This is a genomic window from Methylorubrum podarium (assembly GCF_040270385.1).
In the GTDB taxonomy this organism is placed as follows: Bacteria; Pseudomonadota; Alphaproteobacteria; order Rhizobiales; family Beijerinckiaceae; genus Methylobacterium; species Methylobacterium podarium.
This window is the reverse complement of the sequence record NZ_JBELQE010000030.1, coordinates 59568-82333: the sequence shown is the minus strand read 5'-3', so window position 1 is coordinate 82333 and position 22766 is coordinate 59568. Positions and strand designations below refer to the sequence as shown.

26 protein-coding genes and 1 pseudogene are annotated in these 22766 nt (G+C 70.1%); 12 read left to right on the top strand and 15 right to left on the bottom strand.

Annotated elements, in window-relative coordinates; all coding sequences use genetic code 11:
• Positions 1–327: 327 nt before the first annotated feature.
• The 4 genes from ABS772_RS04465 to ABS772_RS04450 all read left to right on the top strand — a co-directional run bounded on the left by ABS772_RS04465 (position 328) and on the right by ABS772_RS04450 (position 2302).
• Positions 328–876 carry a formaldehyde-activating enzyme gene (locus ABS772_RS04465; protein WP_003597938.1) on the top strand — a complete coding sequence of 183 codons (549 nt, stop codon included), beginning with the start codon at positions 328–330 and terminating at the stop codon, positions 874–876.
• 103 nt (positions 877–979) lie between these two features.
• Positions 980–1240 (top strand): type II toxin-antitoxin system ParD family antitoxin, encoded by a 261-nt coding sequence (locus tag ABS772_RS04460; RefSeq protein WP_350392469.1) that lies wholly within the window; start codon positions 980–982, stop codon positions 1238–1240.
• Positions 1237–1533 carry a type II toxin-antitoxin system RelE/ParE family toxin gene (locus tag ABS772_RS04455; protein ID WP_350392467.1) on the top strand — a complete coding sequence of 99 codons (297 nt, stop codon included), beginning with the start codon at positions 1237–1239 and terminating at the stop codon, positions 1531–1533. The genes ABS772_RS04460 and ABS772_RS04455 overlap by 4 nt, the downstream gene beginning before the upstream one ends.
• Before the next feature lie 31 nt (positions 1534–1564).
• A complete protein-coding gene (locus tag ABS772_RS04450) occupies positions 1565–2302 on the top strand; it encodes an RNA methyltransferase (RefSeq protein ID WP_350392465.1) in 738 nt (245 codons plus the stop codon).
• Positions 2303–2304: 2 nt separating this feature from the next.
• Here ABS772_RS04450 and ABS772_RS04445 read toward each other — a convergent pair whose 3' ends face one another.
• The 8 genes and pseudogenes from ABS772_RS04445 to ABS772_RS04410 all read right to left on the bottom strand — a co-directional run bounded on the left by ABS772_RS04445 (position 2305) and on the right by ABS772_RS04410 (position 8809).
• Positions 2305–2649, bottom strand: coding sequence for a hypothetical protein (locus tag ABS772_RS04445; protein WP_407942962.1), 345 nt, complete (start codon positions 2647–2649; stop codon positions 2305–2307).
• 23 nt (positions 2650–2672) lie between these two features.
• Positions 2673–3686: a zinc-dependent alcohol dehydrogenase family protein gene (locus tag ABS772_RS04440; RefSeq protein ID WP_350392461.1), complete on the bottom strand. Its 1014-nt coding sequence runs from the start codon at positions 3684–3686 to the stop codon at positions 2673–2675.
• A 482-nt stretch (positions 3687–4168) separates the two neighbouring features.
• Positions 4169–4370 (bottom strand): annotated as a pseudogene (locus ABS772_RS04435) (methyl-accepting chemotaxis protein); the annotation flags it as partial.
• A 50-nt stretch (positions 4371–4420) separates the two neighbouring features.
• On the bottom strand, positions 4421–4969 hold the full coding sequence (locus ABS772_RS04430; protein ID WP_350392459.1) for a L,D-transpeptidase family protein: 549 nt from the start codon (positions 4967–4969) through the stop codon (positions 4421–4423).
• Positions 4970–4976: 7 nt separating this feature from the next.
• Entirely contained in the window at positions 4977–6272 is a 1296-nt protein-coding gene (locus ABS772_RS04425) for an O-acetylhomoserine aminocarboxypropyltransferase/cysteine synthase family protein (RefSeq protein WP_350392457.1), read from the bottom strand.
• A gap of 140 nt (positions 6273–6412) precedes the next feature.
• On the bottom strand, positions 6413–6799 hold the full coding sequence (locus tag ABS772_RS04420; protein ID WP_238256491.1) for a response regulator: 387 nt from the start codon (positions 6797–6799) through the stop codon (positions 6413–6415).
• Between the two features lie 113 nt (positions 6800–6912).
• Positions 6913–8301 carry a heterodisulfide reductase-related iron-sulfur binding cluster gene (locus tag ABS772_RS04415; RefSeq protein WP_350392455.1) on the bottom strand — a complete coding sequence of 463 codons (1389 nt, stop codon included), beginning with the start codon at positions 8299–8301 and terminating at the stop codon, positions 6913–6915.
• A 151-nt stretch (positions 8302–8452) separates the two neighbouring features.
• Positions 8453–8809, bottom strand: a complete 357-nt coding sequence (locus tag ABS772_RS04410) for a DUF6460 domain-containing protein (protein WP_238256493.1) — start codon at positions 8807–8809, stop codon at positions 8453–8455.
• A gap of 216 nt (positions 8810–9025) precedes the next feature.
• On the opposite strand from ABS772_RS04410, the gene ABS772_RS04405 reads away from it, so the two are divergent.
• Entirely contained in the window at positions 9026–9976 is a 951-nt protein-coding gene (locus ABS772_RS04405) for an alpha/beta hydrolase (protein ID WP_350392452.1), read from the top strand.
• Here ABS772_RS04405 and ABS772_RS04400 read toward each other — a convergent pair.
• From ABS772_RS04400 to ABS772_RS04385, 4 genes are read right to left on the bottom strand one after another with little or no spacing between them, the layout of a single operon-like run.
• Entirely contained in the window at positions 9924–10412 is a 489-nt protein-coding gene (locus tag ABS772_RS04400) for a hypothetical protein (protein ID WP_350392450.1), read from the bottom strand. The genes ABS772_RS04405 and ABS772_RS04400 overlap by 53 nt on opposite strands.
• The gene (locus ABS772_RS04395; protein ID WP_350392448.1) at positions 10409–11227 is read right to left on the bottom strand and encodes an FAD:protein FMN transferase; all 819 of its coding nucleotides are present in this window, start codon (positions 11225–11227) and stop codon (positions 10409–10411) included. The genes ABS772_RS04400 and ABS772_RS04395 overlap by 4 nt, the downstream gene beginning before the upstream one ends.
• Before the next feature lie 8 nt (positions 11228–11235).
• A complete protein-coding gene (locus ABS772_RS04390) occupies positions 11236–11760 on the bottom strand; it encodes an FMN-binding protein (protein WP_350392446.1) in 525 nt (174 codons plus the stop codon).
• A gap of 13 nt (positions 11761–11773) precedes the next feature.
• A complete protein-coding gene (locus ABS772_RS04385; RefSeq protein WP_350392445.1) occupies positions 11774–12691 on the bottom strand; it encodes a DUF6662 family protein in 918 nt (305 codons plus the stop codon).
• A gap of 431 nt (positions 12692–13122) precedes the next feature.
• Here ABS772_RS04385 and ABS772_RS04380 point away from each other — a divergent pair, with 431 nt between their 5' ends.
• The 4 genes from ABS772_RS04380 to ABS772_RS04365 all read left to right on the top strand — a co-directional run bounded on the left by ABS772_RS04380 (position 13123) and on the right by ABS772_RS04365 (position 18010).
• Positions 13123–15792 carry a ligase-associated DNA damage response DEXH box helicase gene (locus ABS772_RS04380; protein WP_407942960.1) on the top strand — a complete coding sequence of 890 codons (2670 nt, stop codon included), beginning with the start codon at positions 13123–13125 and terminating at the stop codon, positions 15790–15792.
• Between the two features lie 41 nt (positions 15793–15833).
• Positions 15834–16547, top strand: a complete 714-nt coding sequence (gene pdeM / locus ABS772_RS04375) for a ligase-associated DNA damage response endonuclease PdeM (protein WP_350392443.1) — start codon at positions 15834–15836, stop codon at positions 16545–16547.
• A 23-nt stretch (positions 16548–16570) separates the two neighbouring features.
• Entirely contained in the window at positions 16571–16801 is a 231-nt protein-coding gene (locus ABS772_RS04370; protein WP_350392442.1) for a hypothetical protein, read from the top strand.
• Positions 16802–16891: 90 nt separating this feature from the next.
• On the top strand, positions 16892–18010 hold the full coding sequence (locus ABS772_RS04365) for a heme-binding protein (RefSeq protein WP_350392440.1): 1119 nt from the start codon (positions 16892–16894) through the stop codon (positions 18008–18010).
• Between the two features lie 78 nt (positions 18011–18088).
• Here the strand turns inward: ABS772_RS04365 and ABS772_RS04360 are convergent, their stop codons facing one another.
• Positions 18089–18526: a DUF3429 domain-containing protein gene (locus ABS772_RS04360; RefSeq protein ID WP_350392438.1), complete on the bottom strand. Its 438-nt coding sequence runs from the start codon at positions 18524–18526 to the stop codon at positions 18089–18091.
• A gap of 270 nt (positions 18527–18796) precedes the next feature.
• On the opposite strand from ABS772_RS04360, the gene ABS772_RS04355 reads away from it, so the two are divergent.
• The 3 genes from ABS772_RS04355 (at position 18797) to ABS772_RS04345 (ending at position 21249) form a co-directional block, all read left to right on the top strand.
• Positions 18797–20134 (top strand): chloride channel protein, encoded by a 1338-nt coding sequence (locus ABS772_RS04355; RefSeq protein WP_350392436.1) that lies wholly within the window; start codon positions 18797–18799, stop codon positions 20132–20134.
• Between the two features lie 73 nt (positions 20135–20207).
• Complete coding sequence (locus ABS772_RS04350; RefSeq protein WP_017486406.1) at positions 20208–20387, top strand: DUF1328 domain-containing protein; 180 nt, start codon at positions 20208–20210, stop codon at positions 20385–20387.
• 16 nt (positions 20388–20403) lie between these two features.
• Complete coding sequence (locus ABS772_RS04345) at positions 20404–21249, top strand: SDR family oxidoreductase (protein WP_350392433.1); 846 nt, start codon at positions 20404–20406, stop codon at positions 21247–21249.
• Between the two features lie 118 nt (positions 21250–21367).
• Here the strand turns inward: ABS772_RS04345 and ABS772_RS04340 are convergent, their stop codons facing one another.
• Positions 21368–21583: a hypothetical protein gene (locus ABS772_RS04340; protein WP_350392431.1), complete on the bottom strand. Its 216-nt coding sequence runs from the start codon at positions 21581–21583 to the stop codon at positions 21368–21370.
• 203 nt (positions 21584–21786) lie between these two features.
• Positions 21787–22764 (bottom strand): thiamine-phosphate kinase, encoded by a 978-nt coding sequence (gene thiL / locus ABS772_RS04335; RefSeq protein ID WP_350392429.1) that lies wholly within the window; start codon positions 22762–22764, stop codon positions 21787–21789.
• Positions 22765–22766: the final 2 nt, after the last annotated feature.

The following is a 22766-nucleotide window of genomic DNA, read 5'->3' as shown; positions in this document are numbered from 1 at the left end:
GCCGCGCGATCGGCCGACTGCCCTCCGCGCGTCTGTCCGGAACCCTGTCGCCGCCCCTATAACGCAGCGCAGCAAGGCGACAAAGCCGGGCTCGGGAAGCCTGTTTCGGATCCGTGAAACTGTTACCGGCCCTTGCGGTAGGGTGGTGTGCCCCGAACCCGGCTACGCGGTGAGTCCGGCCAGCGGGACGGTCGTTCGGCCAAAGCGAGTGTCGGTCCGGCACAAGAGCGCGCGGTTGCGCAGCGCTAAGCGGCCTGGACAAACGCGGCCGGCACTGCGACGACCCTGCGCGTCGCACGAACGGCCGATCACGAGGAAGGACACACCATGAGCGACCGCATCATCCTGCGCGCCGGCGAAGCCCTCGTCGCGGGCGGGCCGCCCAACACGGCGAGCGAGCCCGAGGTCATCATCGGCGAGCTCGACGGGCCCGTCGGCACCGCGCTCGCCACCCTGACCGGCGATCAGGTCGTCGGCCACAGCCGCGTCTTCGCGCTCCTGAACACCGACATCATGGTCCGCCCTGTGACGCTGTGCGTTTCCAAGGTGAGCGTGACCGAGAACAAGTACACCTCGATCCTGATGGGCACGGTGCAGTACGCCATCGCCAACGGCGTGCTCGACGCGGTGCGGGCCGGCTACATCCCCAAGGAGAAGGCCAACGATCTCGGCATCATCTGCTCGGTCTGGCTCAGCCCCGGCGTGATCCAGGCCGAGAGCGTCGATCACAAGGCGCTGTTCGAGATCCAGCGCAAGGGCATGACCGAGGCGATCCGCAAGGCCATGACCAACGAGCCCTCGATCGACTGGCTCCTGGAGAACCAGGACAAGATCGTCCACAAGTACTACCAGATGGGCCTCGACGGTAAGATCTGAGGCTTTTGAGACCTGCGCCGCCGACGAGGCCGGAGGCGCAGGCCCGTTGGCGCCGCGGCCGATAACAGTTATCATCCCTCGTCCGCCGCGATGGGGAGCGACCATGCCGAGCAGCGCCGATCTCGGACCCCGCCTCGAGGGCTATGTCACCTCGCTGGTGAAGGAGGGGCGCTACGGCTCCCGAAGCGAGGTTCTGCGCGAAGGCGTCCGATTGGTCGAGGAGCGCGAGAAGCGTCTGGCGCTGCTCGATGCGGCCTTGGCCCGCGGCGTCAACGATGCGGAGGCCGGCCGGGTCACGCCGGCCGAAGACGTCAGGGCACGGCTGGTCGCCAAGTATGATGCGCTGTCCGGCCCGGATGCATGATCGTCGTCTTCACCGCGGAGGCTGAGGCCGATCTGGAGCGCGTCGGCGACTTCATCGCTCAAGACAACCCGCGCCGGGCCGTCAGCTTCGTCACCGAACTGGTCGAGCGCTGTCTGCAACTGGCCGACATTCCCGAAGGCTTCCCGCTGGTGCCGCGACATGCGTCGAGCGGCATCCGGCGACGCCCTCACGGCTCGTACCTCATTTTCTACCGGGTCGACGGTGGACGGATCGAGATCCTGCACATCCTGAGCGGCGTGCGGGATTGGGAATCGCTGCTTTTCCCGGATTGAGGCCGCGACCGCGGCGTGCGAGAGGGCGGCCATGACCGCCCCCGTCGTCATCCTGGTCGAGCCGCAGCTCGCCGAAAATATCGGCATGACCGCCCGCGCCATGGCGAATTTCGGCCTGTCCGAGTTGCGCCTCGTGGCCCCGAAGAACGGCTGGCCGAAGAAGGGCGTGCGGGAGGCGGCCTCCGGCGCGACCTACGTGCTCGACGGGGCCAAGGTCTACGCCACGCTGCCGGAGGCCATCGGCGACCTGCATTGCGTCCTCGCCACCACCGCCCGCGAGCGCGGCCAGATGAAGCGGGTCTTCGCCCCCGAGGAGGCCATGACGGCGGTCGCCGAGCGGATCGGCCGCGGCGAGCGCGTCGGGCTGATGTTCGGGCGCGAGCGGGTCGGCCTCAGCAACGACGAGGTGTCGCTCGCCGACGCCATCGTCACCTTCCCGGTGACGGAAGAATTTCCCTCGCTCAACCTCGCCCAGGCGGTGCTGCTGATGGGCTACGAGTGGCGCCGCGCCGCCGGGCTCGCCACGCTGCGCTTCTCCGGCGAGCTCCTCTCGCCGCCCGCGACCCGCGAGGCGCTGCTGTCGCTGTTCGCGAGCCTGGAGGAGACGCTGGCGGGGGCCGGCTTCTACCCGCCGGAGAAGCGCGAGATCATCGCCCGCAACATGCGCGACATGCTCCACCGCATGGCGATGACCGAGCAGGACGTGCGCACCTTCCGAGGGGCGCTGCGGGCGCTGAGCCGCCGCGGGCCGAAGGGCGAGGAACCGTAGGCTTACCGCCTCGCCAGCCCGAACCGCGTGAGGCAGACGTGCTTGGCGAGCGAGCCGGGCGCGATCGGTGCGGCCGGCGTCGTCCCGTAGGGCTCTCCGGTCGCCGTGTCCTCGGGCGCCCGGAAGGCACCGGGGACGTAGCTCGTCTCGCATTGGTCGAACTTGTTGCAGACGGCGAGCTTGGTGCAGATCGTCCGGCCCGCCCGCTCGTAGACGTAGTAGGTCGCCCCGGAATAGGGCGGCCGGGGGAAGCTTTCGGTCCGCACCGTCGTGACATCCTGCGCGCCCGCCACCGCCGGCGCGAGCAGCGCCGAGACCAGCCCGCAGCACGCTGCCGCGCGCATCATCGATCCGTCCCCGAGCAACGCCATCAGCCGATCCGGATCACGATCTTGCCGACATGCGACGCCTCGGCCAGGGCCGCGAGGGCGGCGGGTGCCTCGTCGAAGCCGTAGACCCGGTCGATCACCGGCTTGATCCGGTGCAGGGCGATCGAGCGGTTCATGTCCTCGAACATCTCCCGCGGGCCGACGGCGACGCCGCGCACGATGCAGCTCGCGCCGAGGATCGCCAGCGGGTCGATCGCCTCGCCCTCGGCGAGCAGACCGATCAGGCCGACATGGCCGCCGGGTCGGGTCGAGGCGATGGAGCGAGGGAGCGTTCCGGTGCCGCCGACCTCGACCACGTGATCGACGCCCACGCCGCCGGTCAGCCGGCGCACCTCCCGCTCCCAGTCCGGATGGGTGCGATAGTTGATGGTCTCGCTCGCGCCGAGCGCGCGGGCCTTCTCCAGCTTGGCGTCGCTCGACGAGGTGGCGATGACGCGCGCCCCCGCGGCGTGCGCGAGCTGGATCGCGAAGATCGAGACGCCGCCGGTGCCGAGCGTCAGCACCGTCTCACCGGCCTTGAGCGGCTTGAGGCCGTAGAGCGCGTTCCAGGCGGTCACGGCCGCGCAGGGCAGCGTCGCGCCCTCCTCGAAACTCAGATGGTCGGGCAGGACGACGAGCCCGTCCTCGTCGAACACCTGGTACTCGGCGAGCACGCCGTCGATGGCGCCGCCCAGCGCCGTCTGCCACGTGTCGGCCACCTGGGCGCCGCCGAGCCAGCTCTGCGAGAAGATCCCGGCGACCCGCTCGCCGCCCTGGAAGCGGCGCACGCCGTCGCCGAGCGCCACGATCTCGCCGGCCCCGTCCGAGACCGGGATCAGCCGGTTCAGGTTGATCGCGAAGGGATAACGGCCCTCGCAGATCAGCAGGTCGCGGTAATTGAGGGAGGCCGCGCGCATCCGCACCAGAACCTGCCCGCGCCCCGGTTCGGGCGTGGGTCGCTCGGCGCTCTTCCAGCTGCCGAGGCCTGCGGCGGCGGACATTTCGTAGGCACGCATGGCGGTCTCCCTCGGGTTCGGTTCTCGGATCGACGCAGGCCCATATGGGAAGAGGCCGCCCGAAGGCGACCTCTTCCGCACGATCCCGAAGACGGCTTCAGGCTCGCCCGCCCGGGACTACGCCTTGTCGCCGCGGTGGACGCCCTGGTCGCGATCCTCCTTCAGACGGCCGTCATCCGAATGCTGAACCGAGCCCTTGTGCGCGCTCCCAGAGTTTTTCGATCCATCATGATCAGCATTGCGAGAGTTGTCACCCTTCGTGTGCTGGTTCGGCTGAGTCATGAGGCTGTCCTTTGACTTGTACCACGATCGATCGTGATCGCTGATCTGACCACCCCACACTTGCCGATGCGTTCTTGACCTTTGTGATCACCTCTCTTTTGATCCGGATGCGACACCGTGTCATCTTGAGGACCGGTGTTGCGGCGCCGGCCCTCGGATCCCACGGATCATCGCCGTCAGGCGGCACGCACCGTCGTGAGGTCGATCTCGCGGATGCGGCCCGGGATGCCGTCGATGGCCGCGGCGGCGTGGTCCGTCGCCCCCTTGAATCGTGCCCATCTGCTGAGCGATCTCGCCGGTCGCCCGCGCGGTCTGGTTGGCGAGTTCCCTGACCTCGGCGGCGACCACCGCGAAGCCGCGGCCGGCCTCACCCGCGCGGGCGGACTCGATCGTGGCGCGGATTCGGCCACCCGGTTCGCACTCCCCCTCGCAGACGCGAAGACCTGAGGCCGCTACGGTCTGATCTCGATCGGCGTGCCCACATCGACGCGGGCGTAGATCGCGCGCATCTCGGCATTGGTGACGCCGACGCAGCCCTGGGTCCAATCCATCAGCCGATGCAGGCGGCCGAGCCACGAGAAGCCGTTCATCAGCCCGTGGATCATGATGTCGCCGCCGGGCGGGTAGCCGCCGGCCCGCGCCGCCGCCTCGTCGGCCGGCGCGGGGTAGGAGACCTTGAGGGAGAGATGGGCGACGCTGCGCGGATTGCGGAAGGCGATGGCATAGAGGCCTTCGGGCGTGCGCCCGTCGCCTTCGCGGGCCTTGTGCCCTTCCGGCGCGAAGCCGAGGGAGACGGGATAGGTCGCGAGCACCCGCCCCTCGCGCAGCAGCGTGAGGCGGCGCGCCGCCTTCTCGACGAGGACGCGGTCGGCGCGGTCCGGCTCGGCCACCAGCGGGGGCTCGGTGCGGCCGAGTTGCAGGAAGTCGGCGAGCACGATCGCGCCCGAGGCGAGGATGGCGAGGCCGCCGACCACCGCCGCGTTGCGTCCCCGCCGCGCCATGGCGGCCTCAGCCGACCTTGGCGAGCGCCTGCTCGATATCGGCGATCAGATCCTCCGGATCCTCCAGGCCGATCGAGAGGCGCACCGTCTCGGGACCGACGCAGGCCGCCGCCCGCTCCTCGGGCCGGAGCTGGCGGTGGGTCGTGGTCGCCGGGTGGATCGCCAGCGATTTGATCTCGCCGATATTCACGAGGTGCGAGATCAGCTCCAGGCCCGCGATGAAGCGCAGGGCGGCCGGCTCGCCGCCCTTGAGCGCGAAGGTGAAGATCGAGCCCGGCCCCTGCGGCACGTAGCGGTTGGCCAGAGCCTCGCCCTTCTGACCGGGCAGGGCCGGGTAGCTCACCCATTCGACCGCCGGATGGTCCTTCAGGTAGGCGGCCACCGCCTTGGCGTTGGCGCAGTGGCGCTCCATCCGCAGCGGCAGGGTCTCGATGCCGGTGAGCGTGAGGAAGGCGTTCATCGGCGAGAGGCCGGGGCCGAGGTCGCGCAGGCCGAACAGGCGGCAGGCGACGGCGAAGCTGATCTCGGGGAAGCGGTCGCTGACGATCAGGCCGTCATAGTCCGGCCAGGGCTCGTTGATGAGGTTGTAGCGCGACCCTTGCGCCTTCCAGTCGAAGGTGCCGGCGTCGCAGATCATGCCGCCGATCACCTGCCCCGAGCCGCCGAGGAACTTCGAGGTCGAGTGGACGACGATGTCGGCGCCGTACTCGATCGGGCGGATCAGGGCGGGCGAGGCCAGGGTGTTGTCGATCACGAGCGGCAGGCCGTGGCGCTTGGCGACCGCCGAGATGCCTTCCAGATCCATCACCGTGGCGCAGGGGTTGACGATCGACTCGCAGATGATCGCCTTGGTCTGCGGCGTGATCGCCGCCTCGAACGCCTCCGGCGTCAGGTCGGCGGCGAAGTGCGGCGTCAGGTCGTAGCGGCCTTCGAGCCGGCGCATCAGGCCGAGCGAGCCGCCGAACAGGCGCGGTGAGGCGACGTAGGCGTCGCCCGTCTGCATCAGCGTCATCATCACGAGCAGCACCGCCGACTGCCCCGAGGACACGGCCACCGCCGCCTTGGCGCCCTCCAGCGCGGCGATGCGACGCTCCAGCGCGGCGACCGTCGGGTTCGAGCCGCGCGAATAGGAGAAGCCGGTCTTGCGCATCGCGAAGATGTCGGCCGCCTGCTCGGTGGAATCGAACACGAAGCCGTTGGTGAAGTAGATCGGCTGCGCCCGCGCGCCTGTGGCGGGATCGGGCGCGGCGCCCGCATGGACCGCCTGCGTGGCGAGGCGGAGGGTCTTTGGCTCGGCGGTCATGGCGGGACCTGAATCGATCGGTCTGTCGGGGCGCGGAGCGCACCGGTCTCAGGCGCCTTCTGCCGCGAAACGATCCGCGACGGAACCCGTGATTGGTCCCCGCGCGCATCGGCCATGCGCGAAACGTCTGGGAGTGCGCGTCAGGCGGCGCGCTTGAGGCAGGCCTTGAGGGTGCGCACCAGCATGGTCGGCGCGTAGGGCTTCGGAATGAAGCGGGCCCCCTCCGGCATGTCGCCGGGGCCCGGCGTGCCCATGCCGGAGACGATCAGCACCGGGATTTCCGGCCAGCGGTGGGCCACGACGCGGGCCAGAGCGAACCCGTCCATCGAGCCCATCGGCATGTCGACGTCGGTCATCAGGATCTCGACGTCGGGGCGATCCTGAAGCACGTCGAGGGCCTTGTCGGCGTGGTGCGCTTCGAGGACGTTGAACCCTGCCTCCGCCAGCGTATCGGACGCTTCCATCAGCAGCAGGCCGTCATCTTCGACCAGGAGGACGACGGGCGGCTCTGGGGGGTTCTCTGTCATGAAGCTGCAAACGATCTCGGGCCGACACTGGTTGCGGGCCTAATTCGCACCTGCAGCGAGGTCAAGGAAGGCGCGGCCTTCAATTGTGCATAGCGGGAAAATCAATCTTGACCTTAAGCCGGCACTCGCGCAGCCGCCGGCAGATTCGCCAGCGCCTCCGGCCGCGGCCCGCCGGTCGCCCAATCGAGCAGCTCGACGGTATGCAGGATCGGGATGTCGGTGCCCTTCCCGATCTGGGTGGCGCAGCCGATATTGCCGGTGGCGATCAGGTCGGGCCTGATCCGCTCGATATTGGCCACCTTGCGGTCGCGCAGGCGGGCGGCGATCTCCGGCTGGAGGATGTTGTAGGTGCCGGCCGAGCCGCAGCAGATGTGGCCCTCGGGCACGTCCTTCACCGTGAAGCCGGCCTTCTTCAGGAGAGTCTTCGGCTCGGTGCGGATCGCCTGCCCGTGCTGCATCGAGCAGGCGGAATGGTAGGCCACCACGAGGTCGGTATCCTCCACCGGCGGCAGCAGGCCGATCTCCGCCATGTATTCGGTCACGTCCTTCGCGATCGCCGAGACCCGCGCCGCCTTCTCGGCATAGGCGGGGTCGTCGCGGAACATGAAGCCGTAATCCTTGATCGTCGTGCCGCAGCCGGATGCGGTGACGACGATCGCGTCGAGGCCGGGCCCGTCCATCTCGGCGATCCAGGCATCGATGGTGCGCCGGGCGTGGCCGTGGGCGGAATCCTCCCGGCCCATATGGTGGGTCAGCGCGCCGCAGCAGCCCTCGCCCTTGGGCTGGACCACCTCGACGCCGTGGCGGTTGAGCAAGCGGATCGCCGCCTCGTTGAAGTCCGGCCGCAGCACGCTCTGGGCACAGCCGCGCAGCAGCGCGACCCGGCCGCGGCGCGGAGCCGGTCCCCTGTCCTCGCCGGTCTGGAAGAGGGCGCTGATCTCCTGCGCCGAGGGATCGGCGGGGAAGGTGCCGGGCCGGTCGGTCCGGTTGCGGTTCGGCAGTTGCGCGGGGGCGAGGTCGAGCATCGCCGCGAGCCGGTTGCCGACCCGCGGCAGCCGGGCGACGAGCGGCCGGAACGGCGCCCCGAGCTTGGCCGCGAGCAGCGCCAGCCGGAACCGGTTCGGGTAGGGCAGGACCAGGGCCAGCACCGCGCGCAGGGCGCGGTCAGAGAGCGGGCGCCGGTAGGTCTTCTCGATATGGGTGCGGGCGTGATCGACGAGGTGCATGTAATGCACCCCCGACGGGCAGGTCGTCATGCAGGACAGGCAGGAGAGGCAGCGATCGACGTGCTTCACCACCTCGCGGCTCGCGGGCTTGCCGCCCTCCAGCATGTCCTTGATCAGGTAGATGCGCCCGCGCGGTGAATCGAGCTCGTCGCCGAGCAGGAGGTAGGTCGGGCAGGTCGCGGTGCAGAACCCGCAATGGACGCAGGTGCGCAGGATCTTCTCCGAGGCCGCCATGGCGGGGTCGGCGAGCTGCTCGGGAGCGAAATTGGTCTGCACGACGCGCCTCGATGCGGTTTCTTGCTTCTCTTGACGTCTCTTAGAACCGTTCGCGAGGGCGAGGCAATCGGAACGGTTCTAAGCTGTTGCTGTGTCGCACGGGCTCCCGCCGAGGCGGCGACGTTCTCGACACGGAACGAGCGGAGGCGCGTCAGCGCTCCCGCGACACGGTCATCAGGCGCGCGATGAACCAGATCGGCACCACCACCACCGCGCCGGCGAGGATCCACCGGCCGAAATCGTGGAAGGTGTCGAGCCCGAGGTCGATCAGCGAGCGGGTGAGATCGTAAAGGTGCCAGAACAAAAGGCCCGGCGTCAGGCCGAGCATCGCCATCACCGAGCCGACCAGCACGGACAGGAACAGCAGCTTCACGAACACCGCGGCGGGCGAGCCGCCGAGGAATCGGTTGAGGCCGGAGCGGCGGCGCGGGGCGGCCGCGCGCGGATCGGCCGGGTAGGCGCCGGAATCGAGGGGAGGGCGACGCCGGGTCTCGTGATCGCCGATCATTCGGTCGGTATCCTCGCCTGATCCTCAAGACTTCGTGGCAACCCCGCAACGGCGTTGCTTCACCGCCACACTCATGCCAAACCGCGGGGTGATCGCTTCATTCAACGCGTTCGGGGTAGCAGCCAGATGGCATCCTCGAACGTTCCGCTCAAGATGGCAGGCCGAATCTGGCCCTGCCGGCCCCATGCCTCCACCCCGCGCGACTTGACGAAGGCCATGATCGATCACGCTCTGTTCGACCCGGCAACCATCGATGCCGAGACGAAGGCGCTCAACGCCGAGATCGTGGCCGCCCACGCCGCACAGGCCGATCCATGGTCGCTGCCGATCGAGGAGGTGCGGGCGCGGCGCCGGGCGGGGACGCAGGCATCCCCCGCGATGCCGCGCAGCCCGCGCGCCGAGATCCTGACCATCGACGGACCGGGCGGTCCGCTCGCGCTTCGCGTCATCCGTCCGCAGGGCAAGGCCCGGGGCGCCTACCTCCACATCCACCGCGGCGGCTGGGTCTGGGGCGCGGCGGACGAGCAGGACCCCTGGCTCGAGCGCATCGCCGACACCTGCGGCTTCGTCTGCCTCTCGGTGGAGTACCGGCTGGCGCCGGAGCATCCCTATCCGGCCGCCCTCGAGGATTGCGAGGCCGCGGCCCTCTGGCTCGCCGGCCCCGGCAAGGCGGAACTCGGGGTTCACGCCCTGACCATCGGCGGCGAATCCGTCGGCGCCCACCTCGCGGTGATGACGCTGCTGCGCCTGCGCGACCGCCACGGCCTGCCCCGCGCCTTCCGCGGCGCCAACCTCAATGCCGGCTTCTTCGATCTTGGCCTGACTCCGAGCGTGCGCCTGTGGGGCGACGAGCGGCTCGTCATCAACACCACCGACCTCAAGCGCTTCGCCGACGGCTACGTCCGTGTGGGCATCGACCGGCGCCGGCCCGACGTGTCGCCGCTCTACGCCGACCTGAAGGGCCTGCCGCCCGCCCTGTTCACGGTCGGCACCGCCGACCCGCTGCTCGACGACACGCTCTACATGTCGGCCCGCTGGGCGGCGGCCAACAACGGCGGCCACACGGCGGTCTATGCCGGCGGCTGCCATATCTTCGTGCGCTATCCCGGCGCGCTCACCGAGCGGGCGCTCGAACTGATCGATCGGTTTCTGATGGCTCTGGCGTGAGCGCGCGCCGGCCGAGCCGGACGTGCAGCGGGATCAGCAGGAGCGCGGCCGCCCCCGCCGCGATATGCGTCCAGACGAGGGCGGCGTGCCACGGCTCGCTGCCGTAATAGAGGCCCCAGGCCGTGAGCCCGAGCAGCAGCGCGAGCGTCACGGCGAGGCTGCCGCTCGCCCGGTTGCGCCGCGCGCGCCAGCCGGCGCGGGCGTGGTGGGCCAGGAGCGCGCCGGTGATCCCGACCGCCGGGAAGGCGAAGCCGCCGTGGATCTGCGCCATCAGGTGGCCGAGGCCATCGATGTCGAGCGCGAGGATGTCGCCCACCAGCGCCCAGACCGCGCCCGAGACGCCGACCCCGACGAAGGCCGCGACCAGGATGCGATAGAGCGACCGGTCGAGGCGAAGGCCCGCGCCGAGGGGCGGGCGGAGGCGCGGGTCGCTCACGGCGCCACCAGCCGCGCGCCGTAGCGGTCCAACACCCGCGCGGCCTCCTCCGCCGGCATCAGCGCGGCGACCTTGGTCAGCCCGTCGGCGAGGATGCAGCGCGGGGCGATCACGGTCACGCTGCCGCGGCGGGTCAGGCGCGCGCCGCATGGGGCGAAGACCGGCCAGAGGTCGGCGGCCCCCGCGGAGAAGTCGCCGCCGCTGGTGGCGCAGGCACCGGAGGCGAGGCGCCCGATCGGCACGCCGCGGCCTGGATCGTCGGCGTCGCGGCGGTGGATCGTCCGCGGTTCCGGGCCGAAGACGCGCAGATCCCCGCCCGCGTTGACGATTCCGGCGCGCAGGCCGAGGCGCCGCAGGGTCAGCACCGCCGCGTCGACCGCGAAGCCCTTGGCGATGCCCCCGAGATCGAGCCAGAGGCGGCGCAGGAACCGCACCCGGCCGGGCTCGATCACCACGTCGCCGAAGCACGCGCCCGGGTCCGGCTCCGGACCGTCCGGCGCGGGCAGCAGCCCGGCGGCGACGAGATGGCCGGCCACCGACGGATCGAACACGCCGCCGCTGTCGCGATGCAGGCGGCGGGCCGTGCGCAGCACCCGCTCCAGCCAGGGCGAGACCGGCTGCGGGCCCTGCCAGGCGGCGCGGTTGAGCCGCGACAGCGCGCTCGCGGGATCGTGGAAGCTCATCTCCCGCTCCACCCGGGCGATGACGGCGAAGGCGGCATCGATGGACGCCGCATCGCCGCAGGCATCGGCCTCGATCTCGACGAAGGTACCGAGGCGAGCCTGGGCCCGCCGCGGCGTCCGCGGACGCGTCACCGCCGTCCTCAAGACCGCGCCAGCGCCATCTGGTGCAGCACGAGCAGGCGCCTGACCCCCTGGGTCAGGTGCTTGGAGGAGAGGGTCGCCCCGGTGATGTTGCGGATGTCGCCGTTGAGCTGCAGCGCGCTCGCCGCGGTCTTGCCGCGGAACTGGGCGCGCCAGCCGGGGTCGCGCACCTCGTAGCCGTAGCTCTCGTTGTAGGTCAGGATCTCGATCCCGCGCACCGCGCCGGACGCGTCGATCCCGACGGCGTAGGTGATCTTCTCGTGCTTGCCGAGCACGGCATCGACGATGAACCACCCGCCGGTCGAGACCCGCCAGACCCGTCCGGCATTGAACGGTTCGTCGACGCCGGATCGCTCGCGCATCGCCTCCAGGACGGCCTCGGGCACGGAGACGGCGACCTTCTGGAACGAGGCGCCGGGAAACAGGGCGGCCTGGGCCTGGGCAACGGTGAGGTACTCCGTGGCCTGCGCCCCGGGGGCGGCGAGGACGACGAGCGGAGCGGCGGCGAAGGCTTCCCAGCGCATGGCGGCGATCTCCTCAGAAGGGCATGCCGAACTTGAGCATGACCTCGTCGCGCGCATGCTCGTCGCCGTAGATCCGGCCGTGCCACATCACGTCGGCCTGATCGCGGTTGTAGGCGAGGGTCATCGGCAATTGGTGCCGCCACGCCGCCGTCACCCACCAGCCCTTGGTGGCGTAGTGCACGTTCGGCCCGAGGAAGAAGGCGGAATGGTCGGGCGAGCGCCAGAGGATGCCGGCGAACTCGTTGTGCACCCGCCCCTCGATGCCGAGGAACCAGTTGTCGGCCACCCGGTAGGAGGCGCCCAGGGTGACGTCGAGCGGCGACTCGCGGTTGGTGGTCCGGTCGGAGTAGCGCTCGTTCTCGTGCCGTCCCATCAGGTTGGCGGCCACCACGAGCTTGTCGTCGAGGAAGTTCTTCTGGACGATGATCCGCCATTCGAGCTCCCATTCCCGCGGGCCGAATTCCGGTTCGAGGTAGAGCGCGAGGCCGATCGGGTCGGTGTAGGGGTTCAGGATCTGGTAGATGACCTCCACCGAGGCCGAATCGAACCGGGCGCCGCTCAGCCGGCTGTAGGGGTTGAAGTTCGGCCCCTCGAACATCGACACCCCGGGTCCGCCGGTGGTGCCGTCGATGCCGTTGCGGAAGGCGTTGCGGTAGCTCCAGTTCAGGTAGCCGGCCACCTGAAGGTTCGGCGTGACGCCGAGCTCCAGCTCCTCGCTGTTCTGGAGATACGCGTACTGGCCGCGCGACTGGCTCCGCTGCAGGAACGAGCGGTGCTCGTACTCGAACGTGCCCGGCGGATGGATGTCGGCGGTGTAGATCCAGCCGAAGAACGCCTCGCCCGCCTCCGCCGTCGAGATGACACCGAGCATCGCGTCGCAGCAGACGAACAGCAGCGCCAGGATCAGCGAATGGATCAGGAGGGGTCGCAATCCGCCGATGACGGGCAGCGTCCAGGCGCGCGACTGCGGACGACGAGGACGGCACGCGCCCCCGCACGGAACAATACCAATCGTCATCATGATCAGCCCGGCATAACGAGTTGCATGCCGCCCAATGGGACTGGCTTATCTTGATTTTTATCAGGCCATCGAGCTTGAGCATTGATTATCGAGAGGCACATCAATGTCAACACGCCACAACGTCTGATATATAAAAATAATCCTCCGCACAGACCTGGTATTTTTCAAACAAAGCTCAAGAATGAGAATTATTATAAGTCACGCAGACCGAGCAACTTCGAGGGTGGCGACGCCCGATCCCCGTGAGTGAGGCGGCACGCGGTCGGACCGGATCATGGGCGAGAGCACCGGGCGCCTGTCCTCGGGTGCGTTCCGTCGGCGCGCGCCCCACATAAGGGCGCGTGACCGTCGAAGCCCTGTCCTCCTCCGTGCCGCCCGCCGCCCTGCCGCCGCGCTTCTCCGCGTGGTTCGCCGCCCGCGGCTGGTCGCCCCGCCCGCATCAGCTCGAACTGCTCGCGACCGTCCGGGCCGGGCGCTCGGCGCTGCTCGTCGCGCCGACCGGCGCGGGCAAGACGCTGGCGGGCTTCCTGCCGAGCCTGGTCGAGCTGAGCGAGAGAGCGGGCAATGGGAAGGGAAAGGCGCGCGGCCTCCACACTCTCTACGTCTCGCCGCTCAAGGCGCTTGCGGTCGACATCGCCCGCAACCTCGAAGCGCCGATCGAGGGCATGGGGCTTGCCGTCACGGTCGAGACCCGCACCGGCGACACGCCCGCGCACAAGCGCGCCCGCCAGATCCAGCGCCCGCCGGACATCCTGCTCACCACGCCCGAGCAGCTCTCATTGCTCCTCGCCCATCGCGAGGCCGAGACGTTCTTCGCCGGCCTGCGCACGATCGTGCTCGACGAATTGCACGCACTCGTCACCTCGAAGCGCGGCGATCTCCTCTCGCTGGCGCTGGCCCGGGTGCGGCGGCTGGCGCCCGAGGCCCGCGCCATCGGCCTCTCAGCCACGGTGCGCGAGCCGGACGCGTTGAGGAAGTACCTCGTCGCCCAAAACCCTCCCCCCTCTGCGGGGGAGGGTGCCCGCGGAGCGGGCGGGAGAGGGGGTGCCGTCTCCGGAGAGGGCGCTCCCCTCTCCCGACCCTCGCTGACGCGAGGGCCACCCTCCCCCGCAGAGGGGGGAGGGACGTCGGCGGCCCCGTCGGCGGCCCCCATGGCCGATCTCGTGGTGGTGAAGGGCGGCGCCAAGCCCGACCTGCACATGCTCGATATCGGCCGCACGCTCCCGCTCTCCGGCCACACCGCCCGGCACGCCATGCCGGCGATCTACGACCTGATCCGGGCGCACCGCACGGTGCTCGTCTTCGTCAACACCCGGCTCCAGGCCGAGTACACCTTCCAGGAGCTGTGGCGGCTCAACGACGACACCCTGCCCATCGCTCTCCACCACGGCTCCCTCGACGCCTCGCAGCGGCGCCGGGTCGAGGCGGCGATGGCGGCGGGGCAGCTGCGCGCCATCGTCTGCACCGCGACGCTCGATCTCGGCATCGACTGGGGCGACGTCGATCTCGTGGTGAATGTCGGCGCGCCGAAGGGGGCGAGCCGGATCATGCAGCGGATCGGCCGGGCCAACCACCGCATGGACGAGCCCTCGAAAGCCTATCTCGTGCCGGGCAACCGCTTCGAGATGCTGGAATGCCGGGCCGCCCTCGACGCGGTGGAGGAGGCGGCCCAGGACACCCCCGACGCCCGCCTCGGCGCCCCCGACGTGCTGGCCCAGCACGTCCTCGGCATGGCCTGCGCCGACGCCTTCGATCCGCTCGAACTCTACGAGGAAATCGTCTCGGCCGCGCCCTACGCGACGCTGTCGTGGGAGGATTTCGAGGCGGTGGTCGATTACGTCGCCACCGGCGGCTACGCGCTGCGTGCCTACGAGCGCTTCGCCAAGATCCTGCGCGGCGCCGACGGCCGGTGGCGGGTGCGCGACGCGCGGGTGGCGCAGCAATACCGGATGAACATCGGCACCATCATCGAGTCGACCCACATCAAGGTGCGGATGGCCCGCAGCCTACGCTCGAAGCCCGGCACCGTGCTGCCGAAGGGCGGCCGGACGCTGGGCGAGATCGAGGAGGATTTCGCCGAGACGCTGACGGTGGGCGACACCTTCCTGTTCGCGGGGGAGGTGCTGCGCTTCGAGGGGCTCGCCGAGGACGAGTGCCTCGTGACGCGGGCCGGTGCCGGCACCGATCCGGCGATCCCCTCCTATGCCGGCGCGAAATTCCCGCTCTCGACCTTCCTCGCCGCGCGGGTGCGGGCGATCATCGCCGACCCGTTCGAGTGGGACCGGCTGCCGCGCCAGCTCTCGGACTACCTCGCGCAGCAGCGCCGGCACTCGGTGCTGCCCGGCGAGCGCGACCTCCTGGTCGAGACCTTTTCACGCGCGGGGCGCCACTACCTCACGGCGTTCCCGTTCGAGGGGCGGCTCGCCCACCAGACGCTGGGCATGCTGCTGACCCGCCGCCTGGAGCGCGCCCGGCTGCGCCCGCTCGGGTTCGCCGCCAACGATTACGGCATCGCCATCTGGTGCACGAAGGACGTGAGCGAGCGCGCCGCGCTCTCGCCCGGCTTCATGGAGGCCCTGTTCGACGAGGACATGCTCGGCGACGACCTGGAGGCGTGGCTCGACGAATCCGCGATGATGAAGCGCACCTTCCGCCAATGCGCGGTGATCGCCGGGCTGATCGAGCGGCGCTTTCCGGGGCAGAAGAAGACCGGCCGGCAGGTCACCATCTCGACCGACCTGATCTACGACGTGCTGCGCCGCCACCAGCCCGACCACCTGCTCCTGCGCGCCGCGCGGCAGGATGCGGCAACCGGACTCCTCGACGTGACCCGCCTCGGCATGATGCTGAAGCGCATCCGGGGGCGAATCACCCACAGGGCGCTCGACCGCGTCTCGCCGCTCTCCGTCTCCGTCATGCTCGAAATCGGGCGCGAACGGGTCTACGGGGAGGGGGCCGACGAGATCCTGGCCGAGGCCGAAGCCGAGCTTCTTCAGGAAGCGCTCGGTTGACGGGGTGTGCCGCCTCCTCCGCGCGATTTGAGGATGCGACCTTGGCACTCGGCCAGAGACTCGAGAAGACCGTGAAGGGCACCGACCTTGCGCTCGCCGGCGAGGCGCTCAGCCTCGACAGGACCGGCGCGCTGTGGCTGCCCGAGCACCGAACCCTGGTGGTGTCGGACCTCCACCTGGAAAAAGGTTCGTCCTTCGCCGCCCGCTCCGGCCAATTCCTGCCGCCCTACGACACCCGCGAGACGCTGGCCTGCCTGCACGAGGTGATCCAGCGGCTCGATCCGGCCTGCCTCGTCGCGCTCGGTGATTCCTTCCACGACGCCCGCGGCCCGGAGCGGATGGAGCCCGGCGACCGGGCAATGATCGCCGCGCTTCAGGAAGGCCGCGACTGGGTCTGGATCGCCGGCAACCACGACGCGGCGGTCAGCGAGGGCGTCGGCGGCCGCTACTGCGAGACGGTTTCCCTCGGCGGTCTGACCCTGCGCCACGAGCCGCTGGCCGGGGCTGAGGCGGGCGAAGTCGCCGGCCACCTCCATCCCTGCGGCAAGGTCACCATGCGCGGTCGCTCGGTGCGCCGCCGCTGCTTCGTCAGCGACGGCCACCGCCTCGTGATGCCGGCCTTCGGCGCCTATACGGGCGGGCTCAACGTGCGCGACGCCGCCTTCGAGCCGCTCTTCCCCAAGGGGTTCACCGCCTACCTGCTCGGGGACGGGCGCGTCTTCGCCATCGGCCGGACCATGCTGGGGCGGGACTGAGGGTCGGAGCCTGACCGGCGCGGGTGTCGCGGCGCATCGCCTTTCAGGCCGAGGCGCCGCGCGATGAACCGGCCTCGAACCGTGCCGGAACGATCGATCCCCCGGCGCCGGTCCACCGGGAGGATCGTCGCGCGTGCATCGTGTCTCCCGCTCCGTTCCTCGACGCGCCGACCATCTCGAACACCGCGACGGTAACGCCGAACGGACGCTTGCAGCCGGCGAATACTGCCCAGTTGCACTGCGACATCTTCTGATCCGAAATCATCCTCCGATTACCACTTTCGCGCGCAGGTCAACGCCGTCGTCATCTGCAAAGGTGCCCCCCTCATTGGAGGACAGGCGCCATGACTGCCGGCAACAATCCCGACCGCAGGACCCGCAAGTTTTCCGAAGTCGTCACCCCGCAGCCCCTCCGCACCCGCAGGCTGACCACCCGGGGTGCGGCCCCTCCTCAGGAACTCGGCCCCCTCGAACAGTTGCTCGGCGTGTGGACCGCGCAAGGCACGGGCTGGAACATGATCGCCTTGCCGTTTCACAAGGCACCACCGCCGCCGGCCGGCTTCAAATTCCGCGTGCTGATGAACCAGTACGACGAGGAGCTTCGATTCACGTTCGTCGATGACGACGTTCCCAACCGAGGTCTCTCGAGGCCGAGCCAGCCGGACTTCGACCAATTCGTCGTCACGCTCGATTATCAGCAGAAGATCGCTCAGGTCGCCGCGGAGGATCGGCCCAGCAGCGGCGGTCTGGCCGGCCCGGTCGGACTGCCGATCCACCACGAGCCCGGCCTGTGGCTCTACGAGAAGAACCGTCGGTCCAAGGACGATCAGATCAAGGGCGACAAGGTCTCGGAGGTCGAACTCGACGTCGCCCGGCTTGCCTCGATCCCGCACGGGAATTCGGTCCTGGCCCTCGGCAAGTCGGCGGTGCACGACGGGATGCCGCCGATCCCGCCCGTGAGCGGGCTACCCTCGGGCCGGTTCGAGGACGTCGCGACCCCGGATTACGACTTCAGGTCCGCCACCGATCCGGATCCGTATTTCGAGCCCTACCGGCACTACATCGACAACCCGTTCATGGGGAATGTCACGGCGCCCGGGTTTCCCGGCTTCAGTCCGGCCGACATGAACGAGATCCTTCGGTTCGCGAACCAGAACGTCAAGATCGTTCGGACGACCACGCTCACCGTCGATTCGACGCGCAAGAGCGCCGGAATCTCGAATGTCCCCTTCTCGGTTCGCGAGGCCGAACCGGTCAGCATGAAGTCGACGTTCTGGATTCAGGAGCTGGCGGAGAAGGACGAACAGGGAAACCCGAAACTGCGACTGCAATATTCGCAGGTCGTGATGATGCACTTCTTCCGCCCCCGCGAAGACGAGTTCCCGGAGAGGGCCGTCTGGCCCCACATCAGCATCGCGACGCTGGAGAAGATGCCCGCCGGCTACGAACTCGTGGAGAGCTAGACGTTCCGTCGCGCCCTCCGCGGACGAAGAGAGGGCGCACCCGGCCGTCACGCGGCGGCCGCTGAGCGGGGCCTTGCCCTAGGCGGCCACCAGCAGCGCCGCCCCGGCGACCACCGACAGCGCCAGGCGCAGCCGGCCCATCCAGTTCGGGACCATGCCGCGGCGGGCGAGATCCTGATCGATCACTCCCCAGAGCAGGACCAGGGCGCCGAGAATGCGCAGATCCCACGGGGCCGGGGCGGCCAGCGCCGCCCAGGCCAGCAGCGAGGGCACGATGGCGAGGCCGTAATCGCGCCAGCCGGCCCCGCGCGCCGCCGCGACGCCCCAGCGGATGCCGCCGAGGAACGAGGCGATCACCGCACCGTAGGCCGAGAGGATGGTGCGCGGTGACAGGCCGATCGTGCCGAGGCCGACATCCGTCCCGCTCACCGACAGGGCCGCGAAGCCCACGAACGGGATCAGCCCCGCGATGCCGAGAAGGACCGCGCTCGCGGGAACCGTGTTCAGCCGCCCCATGCCGTCTCCTCGGCTGTTTGCTCTCGCGCCGACCCGCGACGGATCGATGCTCGGCTCGTTCGAACGCCCATGGCCGGTGATCCGGAATCGGGTTGCCGCGACCGGGGGTCTTACGAAGACTCCCAAACGCGCAGATCGGCTCCCATCCCGCAACCGGGACCATTTGTTGCAGTGCGAGGCCGTGTCCCGCGGATCACGCACCGCAATCGGTGCGGGATAGTGGCGGCGCAGGCATGGCCCCGCGCCGGCCGAACCGCGTACTCTGTCGCGATGCGGCGCCCCCCCTCCGACCTGAGTGTCGCCCTGCGACGGCTGCGCGGAGTCTCGGGCGACGCCTGGACGATCTGGCGCAGGCGCGCCCTGTTCCTGGCCGGCGGCATCTGCGTCGGCCTGGCGGCGGTGCTGATGGCGAAGGCGGCCGACGCGACGCAGGCGGTGTTTCGCCAAACCCTCGACGTCTCGCCGGTCCTGGCGCTGCTTCTCTGCCCGGCCGGCTTCGCGCTGGCCGCGTGGCTCGCCCGGACCGTGTTCCCGAACTCGCAAGGGTCCGGCATCCCGCAGGTCATCGCTGCCCGCGCCCTCGACGACGGGCCGGCGCGCCACGCCCTGATCTCGCTCAAGGTCGCGGCGGGAAAGATCGTCGTGATGTGTCTCGGGCTCCTGTGCGGCGCCTCGATCGGGCGCGAGGGTCCCACCGTGCAGGTCGGCGCGGCGATCATGGCCACCCTCGGCCGCTTGAGCCCGGAGCGGATGCGCGGCCTGCTGCTCGCGGGCGGCGCGGCCGGCGTCGCCGCCGCCTTCAACACCCCGCTCGCGGGGATCGTCTTCGGCATCGAGGAACTCGGCCGGGCCTATGACCGGCGCGGCAGCGCCCTCATCGTCGCCGCCATCGTCGCCGCGGGTCTAACCTCGCTGACGATCCTGGGCGACTACACCTATTTCGGCACCTCCGACGCGGGGCTCTCCCTCGCCTCCGGGTGGCTCGCCGTGCCGCTGATCGGGGTGGCGGGCGGGCTCGCGGGCGGGCTGTTCAGCCGCATCGTGATCGGGTTCGGCCGCGGCCTTCCGGGCCGGGCCGGCGCGTGGATCGAGCGCCGCCCCATCCTGTTCGCGACGCTGTGCGGGCTCGGTGTCGCGCTGTGCGGGTTGGCGTCCGGCGGGGCCGTCTACGGCACCGGCTACGAGGAGGCGCGGGGAATCCTGCACGGCGAGAGCGATCCGCGCTGGGAGTTCGCGCCGCTGAAATTCGTGGCGACCGTGCTGTCCTCGATCAGCGGCATCCCCGGCGGCCTGTTCGCCCCCTCGCTCGCCGTCGGCGCGGGGCTCGGCGCCCAGGCGAGCCTGGTCATGCCGCAGCTCCTCGGCCCGACGCCCCTGGGCGCGCTCGTTCTGATCGGCATGACCGCCTACCTGACCGGCGTGCTCCAGGCGCCGATCACCTCCTTCGTCATCGTCACCGAGATGACCCAGAACCACTCCATGGTGATCCCGCTGATGCTCGCGGCGCTGATCGCCGACGCCGTGTCGAAGTCGGTCTGCCGGGGCGGCCTCTACCACACGCTGGCGGAGCTGATCGTGCGGCGCGCGGCCGGGGAGCGAAGCCCCTAAAGCGCGGCGCGCGGCGGAACGCCGCCGGCCCGTCGGCCGTTACTGCTCCGCTTTCGTTTCGGAGTGAACTGCCATGACGCTTCTCAAGTGGGCCGCCATCGCCTTCGTCATCTCGCTCGTCGCGGGCGCCCTCGGCTTCACCGGCATCGCCTCCGGCGCCAGCTCGATCGCCCGCATCCTGTTCGGCCTGTTCCTCGTGCTCGCCATCGTCATCGTGGTGATCGCGCTGGCCATCGGTCAGGCGGTGTTCTGATCCGGCGGATCCGACCGTGCGCCTCGACGGTCGCACCGCCCTCGTCACCGGCGCCTCCTCCGGGATCGGCGCCGAGACGGCCCTGGGGCTCGCCCGCCTCGGGGCGCGGGTCGGCCTCGTCGGGCGCGACCGCGAGCGCACGGAACGCGCCGCCGCGCATCTGCGCCGGGAGACCGGCGGCGCGGCGGACGTCTTCCTCGCCGACCTGTCGAGTCAGGCCGAGATCCGCTGCCTCGCGGGCGAGGTGAGGACGCGCTACCCCGCCCTCGACATCCTCGTGAACAATGCCGGCGCGATCTTCTCGGAGCGCCACGTCACGGCCGACGGGATCGAGCGGACCTGGGCCCTCGACCACCTCGCCTACGTGCTGCTCACCCACGAGCTGCGCGCGCCGCTCGAAGCCGCGCCCCGCGCCCGCATCGTCAACCTCGCCTCCGCCGCCCATACGAGGGGGCGCATCGACTTCGACGATCTCGGCGGCGAGCGCCGCTATTCGGCGATGAAGGCCTACGCGCAGGCCAAGCTCGGCAACGTGCTGTTCACCTGCGCGCTCGCCCGGCGCCTCGCCGGGAGCCCCATCACCGTCAACGCGGTGCATCCGGGCGTGGTGGCGAGCGACTTCGCCAAGAACACCCACGGTCTCCTCGGCTTCGCCTGGGGCCTGATCCGCCCGTTCCTGATCTCCGCGGCGGACGGCGCCAAGACCTCGCTCCACGTCGCCACGGCGCCCGACCTCGACGGCGTGAGCGGGCGCTACTTCGCCAGGAGCCGCGAGACGGCCTCCTCCGCCCTCAGCCGGGACGAGGCCCTGCAGGAGCGGGTGTGGACCCTGAGCCGGCGGCAGCTCGGGATCGAGCCCTGATCCGGCGTCCGCCCGAACCGATGATCCGAGCGACGACGATCCACGCCCCCACGTGACCCGACCGACCATACCAGGGCGTTGGGACGGGAGGCGTCGTCGCAACGGCGCGGCGAAACGCTTACTCCGCGCCCTTCTTCGCGTTGTTTTCCTTGCTCTTCTGCATGTGAGCACGCCGGTTCTCTTCGAACTCGTCGACACTCGACTGGTTCTTCTTCGACGCGCTCGCGGGCTCGGCTTTGCTCCCCTTGGAGCTTTCGGCCGAAGCCATCGTAGGAAGGGCCGCGGCACCTGCCACGACGGCAGCGGCGAGCAAGAACTTCGAGAGATGCATCATTATTCACTCCTCCCATATCGACAAAAGTATAATGCAGCTTTCGCACACCGGCGCAATGAGGAATCACGACAGCAAGCGTATATATAATTGTATTATAAGCTTATGAAACTTCGCGGCAGCCAGGCTCCACTTGCCGAAAAGAATGGAAGATTGCGACGTCAGTCGGCAACCGTTCCGAGAGGAGCGTCGTTTGGCTCCGAGCCTCAGAAATGGCTGAAGGAGGCGCGGGTGAAGGTGATCTCCCGTCCCTGCGCATCGAGAAAGCAGGGCGGTCCGTCGCCGGCCGTCACTGTTCCGATCTCCGCCGCGGGCACTCCGGCGGCCTGCGCATCGGCGAGGAACGCTGCAACCGAGTCGGGCGGCACCGCGCAGAGAATCTCGTAATCGTCGCCGCCGGTGAGCGCCGTCGCGAGTCGGCTCCGATCGCGGGCGATGGCCGCGCCCGCGGCGGTCGAGAGCGGCACCGCCGGGACATCGATCCGCGCGGTCAGACCCGTCCCGGCGAGCATCTTGTGCAGGTCGCCCGCGAGCCCGTCCGAGACGTCCATGGCCGCGCGGGCGTGGCGGCGCAGAGCCGGGACGAGGGCGAGACGCGGACGGGGATGCAGGTAGCGGTCGAGCAGGACGTCGCAGTGGCTTGCCGCCAGCGCGGGATCGGGCGCGAGCCGCAGGGCGAGGCCCAGAGCCGCGTCGCCGATGCTGCCGCTGACGCAGAGCCGGTCGCCGGCCCGCGCCGCCTGACGCCGCAGCATCGCGCCCGCCGGCACCTCGCCGAAGGCGGTCACGCCGATCAGCGCCGGGCCGCCGGAGCGCACGGTGTCGCCGCCGAGGAGCGGGCAGCCATGGGCGCGGCTCGCTTCCCCGAGCCTCTCGGCGAAGGCGGAAAGCCACGCCTCCGTCCAGTCGTCCGGCAGGGCGAGGGTCAGGAGGAAGCCGCGCGGAACCGCGCCCTTTGCGGCCAGATCGGAAAGATTCACCCCGAGCGCCTTGACGGCGATGGAGCCGGGCGGGTCGTCGGGGAAGTAGTGGATTCCGGCCACGACGGCGTCTGCGGTCACCACGAGGTCGTGGCCGGGCGTCGGCGTCAGGCTCGCGGCGTCGTCGCGCAGGCCCTCGGCGCCGGGGCCGCTCAGCGGCGCGAAGTAGCGCGCGATCAGCGCCTCCTCGCCCGCGCGCGCCATGC